Raw genomic sequence first — 7,846 nt, forward strand, 5'->3', positions numbered from 1 at the left:
GGGGGGGGGGGGAGAATACGTTAAATTTTTATTTGAAAGAATGCAAATGAATGTTAAAGAGATTTGATAAGTTAATTAATAACAAAATACTTAATTTGCTTGGAAAAAAGTTAGTATTTGGTTGTTTGATAGCTTTGACGAGCAGACTTATCTCTATATATTTTATTGATAACATAAACGATAAAAATTATATTTTAATTTGGTTAGCGTTTTTTGTATTTCTAGCTATAAGCATTTGCATTATCTTAAAGGAGAAAAAATGAAGAAAGTAATTTTGATTTTGGTGGTTCTAGCGAATTTAGCATTTTCTACTGAAGAATTAACACAAACTCAAATCGAATATTTAGACAAAGAGTGCGAGAGCGGAGATAGTCCAATTTGCGTTGGATTAGGAGATAGTTATCTTTTTGGCATTTCCGGTTTGAACAAAGACTATAAAAAAGCTAAATTTTATTTTGAAAAAGTTTGCAAAAAAGATAAAAATATCAAGCAAGATAAATATTCTCTAGAAGCCTGCCTAAATCTTGGACTTATGTATCAAGCTGGATTCGGCGTTAAGCCAAACTATAAAAAAGCTTTTGAGCTATATAGTATAGCTTGCGACGGCGGAACAACCACTGCATGCTCAAATATCGGTCTTATGTATGAAAATGGGCAAGGCGTGCAAAGGGATATAGTAAAAGGCGCGGCATATTATAGAAGAGCTTGCGACAAAGGAGACGTCGACGGATGTCGGAATTTCGCTTCATATCTTTATAACTATGGGGATAAAAGTAAAGCTGCAGAATACCTTAAAAAGGCTTGCGATCTTGGCAGAGATGATTACAGCACGCAGAATTACCCAGAGTATAAAAGTAGGTGGCAAAAATCTTGCGATATGTATGATATCTTAAAATAATCCGAATTTTACCCGAGCGCAAATTTAGCTCGGGTAAAACCTCTCAAATTTTCCCAAATTAAATTTAAATTTCGCCGCTATCGTTTTCGCCGATCTTACGTAGCCGATCCTTGCGCCGCTTTACATTCTTAAAGCATCATTTTACCCTATTGTGCCGTATTTGCGCGTGGTAAAGCGCACAAAAGTAAATTTTGAAATTTTATTCGCCCTGCTCTGCGATGAAATTACACACAAAGTACGGACATAAAACAGAAGTACTTTAAATTTTACTCATTACGTCGTCGATTATCGCTTGCGCGCCGTTTTTATCAGCGAGCTCAAGCAGTCCTTTGCTCGCTCGCGCCACGTCAAAGCTCTCAATCAAGCTCAAAATCCGCTCGCCGCTTGCGTCTTCTTGACGTAAAATTTCGCAAAGTCCGCGCTCTTCAAGAAATTTCGCGTTATAAAACTGATGATCCGCCGCCGCGAAAGGAAACGGCACGAATATCGCAGGCAGGCCGTTTGCGCAGAGCTCCCACAGCGTGCTGGCGCCGCTGCGCCCGACGCAAAGATCGGCGCTTGCGACGAGCTCGTGCATGTTTTTGCAAAAGCCCACAAGCTGTATGTCGAGACCCTGCTGCGCGTAGATCTGCGAGATACGCTCAAACTCGCGCTCACCGCACTGATGGATCACGCCGTAGCCGAGGCTCAAAAGCTTGGGCGCAAGCTCCACGGCAAGCGAGTTAATAAAGCTCGCCCCCTGCGAGCCGCCCAAAAAGATGACCGTCTTAAGCGCCGTGCGCGGCCGCGCCGTCTCGAAAAAAATATCTGCGATCGGATAGGCAAACGCGGGCTTTTCATAGGAGCTGTAAAACGCACGCGCAAAGGGCCTTAGTAGGCGGTTAAGTCGCCCGCAAACGGCGTTTTGCTCGTGGATAAAAAACGGCACGCGAGAAAGGATCGCCGCGATGGATGCGGGCGCCGAGCTGTATCCGCCTACGCTGATGAGCGCGCGCACGCCGTTTTGCTTTAAAATTTTACGCGCCGCAAGCGAGAGGCGCAGGATATTTAGCAGCGAGGCTAGCTTGGCGATACCCTTTTTATCGACGACGCCCGAGCTTTGCAAAAAATAGGTGCGCGCAAAAAGCTCGCTGTCCTCAAACCACGCGCGATCCTGCCCGTGGTTTGAGCCGATGAAGATTACTTCAATGCCCTGCTTCGCAAGACGGGCGGCTAAATTTTTAGCGATTATCAGATGCCCGCCGGTGCCGCCGCCGCTGATTGCTATGACCATACTTTTCCTTTAAATTTATAAAATTTAGCGCTTAAATTTGAGCCTCGGCACGCTTCGGCATAGAATTTTAAGCGCATTCGGCTCTAAATTTTATGCCAAATTTAAAACAGCGTCCGCCAAAAGCCCGCAAAAGCTTAAAATTTCGCCCTTTTCGACGCCATCAAAACGAGCCCCACCGCAAACGACGCCGCGAGCAGGTGGCTGCCGCCGTAGCTTATAAACGGCACGGCGATGCCCTTTACCGGCGAGATCGACGTGATGCCGTAGGAATTGATAATGAACGAAAAGAAAAACATAAAGCCGATACCCAGGCAAAAGAGGAAATTTACGTTACTCGGCGACTTGCTCGCGGTCTGAAAGATACGAAAGAGCATCGCATAAAATAGCGCCACGATGAGCAAAATCCCGACAAATCCCCATTCTTCGGCGATACCTGCAAGCACGAAGTCGGTATGCACCTCGCTCAGATAGCCGAGCTTAAAGCTTCCAAGCCCAAGCCCCTGCCCGAAAAACTCGCCGTTGTTTATCGCATTTAGCGAGTGTCCGACCTGATACGGCGCACTAGCGTCCTCTATACGCAGCCCTGCGGCAGTTTCGGGCGACATAAACGACAGCACGAAATCCTGCACGCCGCCCCACCACGAGCGCACGCGATCGACCCTGTGCGCGCTCGTGACGATAAAAACGTAAGCGAGCCCCAAAATCCCCATAAAGCTAAAGCCGATGAGCTTGAAGCTCGTGCCCGCAAAAAGCGACATAAAAATCATCGTAAGCCCCAGTACCGCGACCTGCCCCAGATCGTTTTGCACGATGGCGACCAGGATCACCACAAAGCCGAAAAGCGCTACGTATGGAAGCAGCGTCGCGATCTCGCGCCCGATGCTTTTTTTGGAGTGATCGAGCTTGCGCGAGAAGCTCCACGCCAAAAAGTAGATGAAGCCCACCTTGAAAAATTCCACCGGCGCGAGGTTAAAAAACGGCAGTCTGATCCAGCGCGCCGCACCGTTTACGTCGGCGACCAAGGATTTGGGCAAAAAGCCCATCGCGAGCATTAAAATCCCCATAATCGCAAAAAGCGACATACACACCGGCGTTAGGCATTTATCGGGATCGGCGCGCGAGACGATCCACATCACCGCGATGCACGCGATCCCTACCGCGCACTGACGATAAAAAAAATGCAGCGGCGTAGCACCCAGCAGAAGCACCGTATATGAGCTCAACGACAGCGAAAATATCATGCCGATCGTAATGAGCGCGCAGGTGAAGTAATATAGCCATTTATCGGTTTTCAATCATCTCTCCGTTTTAAAATTTATTCGCATTTACGCGCGCCGTGCATACTTCGTCTGCCACGTGAGGCTCAAACCTCGCATCGCGCCCGCGGCGTACGGCGCCGATCGTGGCACCGCCTTTTAAAAAGCGTACGGCACGACCACGCATCGTCTTTTGGCACGCAGTGCGATCGTGCGTCTTTGACGCGCGGCGCGAATTTTATTCTCGCGCATAGGCGGCTTTGCGGTGCATGCTGCAGGATAGTGCGCCGTAAAGCACAGCCACGTCCTGCGTCGCCGCAAGTACGCATTTTACCTTCGCGCATCGTGCAGCCTTTCGACGTACACTGCCACGCCGTACGTAGAGCGCAACCTCGCACTATCTTTTAATACACAGGCGGGTGCATTCTACTCTGGCAGGCGTATCGCGGCGACTTTCGGCACGCGATACAAGGTCGCAAATCACAACTGCGCAAAATCGCGCGCTACTCGTGCGCGATAGTTGCAAAATTTTACGCGCAACATCCATTACAAACACGCTCGCATGCCGATCGATTTTCAGCGCCCGGACGATGCAAAACGTGCTGCATCTCACAATACAGCCGCACCGCAAAACATATCGCAAATGTACCCACTTTGTATTGTAAAAACACGCCCACGCAAAACACCGCGCGCCAAACAGCTCGTCGCGCCGCCCACGATCCATCGGTTTTTGGCGTGCGACACGGGTACTCACACTGCAAATTAACCGCTGTGAACGACTGCGATACTCCACCATCGGCCTTCAGCGCGCGACGAACTTTTCACTCATGTACTCGCACGCGGCAAGCTAGCCTCTGGCAACTTTTCCTGCTTGTGCAGTCGCAAGACGTTTCATGTCGGCGCGGCGTTATTTAAAATTCAGGTTCGCTGCGGCAAATTTTAAAATTTCGAAATTCTAAAGCCCATAAAAGAAGCTAAATTTTAAAATTTTAAATTCTGCCGGTCTTTGTAAATTTATAGAATTTAAAACCGCAAAATTTTTAGCACTTAATTTTAGAACCCTGCCCTGTTTCTGCTCCGCTTGCACTCTAAAATTTCACGCCGTGATTAAAATTTGGCGCCAAGAACACAGCGCGCAATTAAACTACACCTTATAAATTTAGACAGCGCGCACGCCGCAAACACAAGCTGCAAAACGCGCTGTTCATACCCACCGAGCACTACTTTTAAAACGTCTCCCGCGCTGCAAGAGGCTTCGATCGCATCCTCGCATCAGTATAAACCGTCCGCCTTCCCCCGGTCACAGAGGCACAAGTGCGAGCTGCAGAACGCGCAAATTTTAAAATTTAAAATCCGCCATACAGATCAAAAAATTTTAAAATTCCACCGCTTCATATCCGATAAATTTTAAAATTTCACCGAAACAGATCGATTAAATTTTAAAAATTCCGGCGTCCGCAAATCCAATAAATTTCAAAATTTCGCCGCTTAAATTTCATCAAAATTTTGAAATTTACTTGATTATGTCGCGCTGACCTTTGGCGTTGATCTCGCTTAAAATGCCCATCTGTTCGAGCTGCTCAATGATCGTCGCGGCGCGGTTGTATCCGATACGCAAGCGGCGCTGCAGGTAGCTGATCGAGGTCTTCTCCTCCTCCAAAACGATCGCTTTCGCCTCGTCGTAAAGCTCGTCAAGCACGATATTTTGCGGATTGATTATGCCGCCTTCTTGCTTGGCGCCCTCGTTTTCGATCAAAAATCGCTCGTCATAAACGACGCTTTCTTGCGCTTTTAAAAATTCCGCGATCTTATTGATCTCATTCTCGGTCGTAAACGGCGCGTGCAGGCGGATGAGCCCCGGTGCGGTAGGCGGCGTAAAGAGCATATCGCCCCGTCCGAGCAAGCTGTCCGCGCCCATCTGATCCAAAATCACCTTGCTATCGACCTTTGAGCCCACACGGAAGCTGATGCGGCTAGGCAGATTCGCCTTTATCAACCCCGTGACGACATCCACGCTAGGGCGCTGCGTCGCCACGATGAGATGGATGCCGCTGGCGCGCGCCATCTGCGCTAGACGCGCGATGTAATGCTCTACGTCCTTGCCGCTCGTCATCATCAGATCCGCGAGCTCGTCGATAATAACGACGATGTAAGGCAAAATTTCGCCGCCTTCGCGCAGCATCTTTTCGTTGTAGTTATCGATATTTTTCGTCCTGTTTTGCGCCATGAGCGAGTAACGCTGCTCCATCTCCGCAACGAGATTGCTTAGCGCGATGATCGCCTGCTTAGGCTGCGTGATGACGGGCGTTAGCAGGTGCGGGATGTCGTTGTAAATGCTAAACTCGAGCATCTTTGGATCGATCATTATTAGGCGCAGGCTCTTGGGCGAGTTGCGATACAAAAGGCTAAGCAGCATGGCGTTGATACCCACGCTCTTGCCGCTTCCCGTGGTGCCTGCGATGAGAAGATGCGGCAGTTTCTTAAGGTCGGTAACGAAGGGCTGCCCCACGATGTCCTTGCCAAGCACGATGGTAAGCGGACTGGAAGCGCTTTTAAACACGTCGCTTTCTAAAATTTCGCGCAGATAAATCGTATCGATATTTTGATTCGGGATCTCGATACCCACGACGTCTTTGCCCGGAACCGGGGCTTGGATACGGATGGTCTGCGCCCTAAGAGCCATCGCCAGATCATCTTGCAGCGTGAGAATTTTACTTACTTTGATGTGCGCGGCAGGGCGAAACTCAAATGTCGTAACGACCGGACCCGAGTAGGTCCGCACCACGTCGCCGTCAATCTTAAATTTACGCAGCTTATCGAGCAGGTCGTAAATTTTACGATCGATCTCGCTCTCGTCGATATTGCTTTTCTTTTTTGGCGGCAGGTTTAAAAAATCAAGCGGCGGCAGCTTAAAATCCTTGGGCTTAGCCACCCTACCCTTGTCGAGCTGATCCAAAAGCCTTTTGTTTTCGGCGACCTCGCTTAGGCGCTCGACCCTTTTTAGTCTGCTCGGCTTTCCCTTTTGCGGCATTTTAAGCTCGCGTTCAGTGGAAGCCTGCAGACCCTGCGCGTCACCTAAATTCTGCTCATTTTCAGGCTCGCGAGTATCGTTTAAATTTTGAAAATTTTGCCCGCCTTCAAAACCGCGCTCGCTTGCGCCCTGCTCCGCAAAATTACCCTGTTTCGCCGAACCGTCCTCTGCGCTCAAAGAGTTATCCAAAGCGTTAAAATTTTCCGCACCTCTCAAGCCTTGCGCAGACGAATGCTTTGCAAACCCGCCTCTTTGCGCCGCATCCGCATCGCTAGCAAAATCGTCTCCAATTCCATCCTGCGCGCCTTCGTCTCTTGAGCCCACGAAGCAGTTTTTGATGATGTCGGTAAAGCGGTCTTCGAATATAAGCACTAGCGAAAGCACAAAAATCGTAATATTAAAAATCCACACGCCGACGCTTCCGATCATGCGCCTAAGTCCGTCCACCGCGAAGCTGCCGACTGCTCCGCCGCTAGCGCCAAAGAGACTCGACTGCACCATCAAAATGGTAAAAAATAGCAAAATTGCGCCGATACTAAACTCAAAAAATCTAAAGTCAAAACCGCGAAAATGCTTATAGGCTACGTATGCTAAGGCGAGCAAAAATAGCGGATAGATGTATGCAAAATAGCCGAATAGCTGGGTATTAAACGAGCGAATGGCATTGCCTGCGCTGCCTACGAGCGCAGAATCGGGCGCAATGGTGGCAAGTCCAAAAAATATTATGATGGCCGATACGACGATAAAATATACTTCTTTGATTATGATAGATCCTTAAATTTAAAGCGGTATTTTAGCCAAATGAAGGTTAAAATTTTATTTGAAGGATGAAATTTTAATGCTTTGATAAAATTCCGCGCCCTTGCGGACGCGGAATTAAAGGGGTTAGTTTTTGACAGCTTTGCCCAGATCCCACATAGGCATGAAGATACCAAGCGCCAAAAGAAGAACCATGCCCGCCATAAAAAATAGCATGATCGGCTCGACGTAGCTTGAGATATTATCGATGATGTCGTCGAATTTCTCTTTATAATAATCCGTGACGTTACCGAGCATCTTATCGAGGTTACCGGCCTGCTCGCCCGCGCTGATCATCTGAATAAGCATACTCTCATAAAGCCCTGTATTGTTAAACGCCTCTGTTAGGCTCACGCCCTGCTGCACGGCAATTTTAACGGTAGAGAGTTTCTCTTTTAAAGTATGATTATCCACCATTAAAACAGATGTATCTAGTGCATCTGCGATAGGAATACCCGCTCGCACAAGCTCTGTAAAAATAAGCATAAATCGCGACATAGTCGAGAAAAATATGATCTTACCAAATAGATAGACCTTTAAAATCGTCTTGTCAAAGCCTTTTTTAAATTCAGGGTTATTGCGATATGCCC

Annotated in this window: 5 protein-coding genes; 1 reads left to right on the forward strand and 4 read right to left on the reverse strand. The window is 48.2% G+C overall.

The genetic code is table 11. From position 1 onward, the window contains the following. The first annotated feature begins 259 nt into the window (after positions 1–259). The gene (locus Q0238_RS03980; protein ID WP_297943115.1) at positions 260–898 is read left to right on the forward strand and encodes a tetratricopeptide repeat protein; all 639 of its coding nucleotides are present in this window, start codon (positions 260–262) and stop codon (positions 896–898) included. A 259-nt stretch (positions 899–1,157) separates the two neighbouring features. On the opposite strand, the gene murG is transcribed toward Q0238_RS03980, so the two are convergent. The 4 genes from murG to Q0238_RS04000 all read right to left on the reverse strand — a co-directional run. Further along, positions 1,158–2,171, reverse strand: a complete 1,014-nt coding sequence (gene murG, locus Q0238_RS03985) for an undecaprenyldiphospho-muramoylpentapeptide beta-N-acetylglucosaminyltransferase (protein WP_297943117.1) — start codon at positions 2,169–2,171, stop codon at positions 1,158–1,160. Positions 2,172–2,305: 134 nt separating this feature from the next. Continuing rightward, entirely contained in the window at positions 2,306–3,466 is a 1,161-nt protein-coding gene (locus Q0238_RS03990; RefSeq protein WP_297943119.1) for an FtsW/RodA/SpoVE family cell cycle protein, read from the reverse strand. Between the two features lie 1,474 nt (positions 3,467–4,940). After that, complete coding sequence (locus tag Q0238_RS03995; RefSeq protein ID WP_297943123.1) at positions 4,941–7,184, reverse strand: DNA translocase FtsK; 2,244 nt, start codon at positions 7,182–7,184, stop codon at positions 4,941–4,943. A 159-nt stretch (positions 7,185–7,343) separates the two neighbouring features. Beyond that, a partial coding sequence (locus Q0238_RS04000; RefSeq protein WP_297943121.1) for a type II secretion system F family protein occupies positions 7,344–7,846 on the reverse strand: 503 nt, incomplete at its 5' end.

Source organism: uncultured Campylobacter sp., from assembly GCF_938045775.1.
In the GTDB taxonomy this organism is placed as follows: Bacteria; Campylobacterota; Campylobacteria; order Campylobacterales; family Campylobacteraceae; genus Campylobacter_B.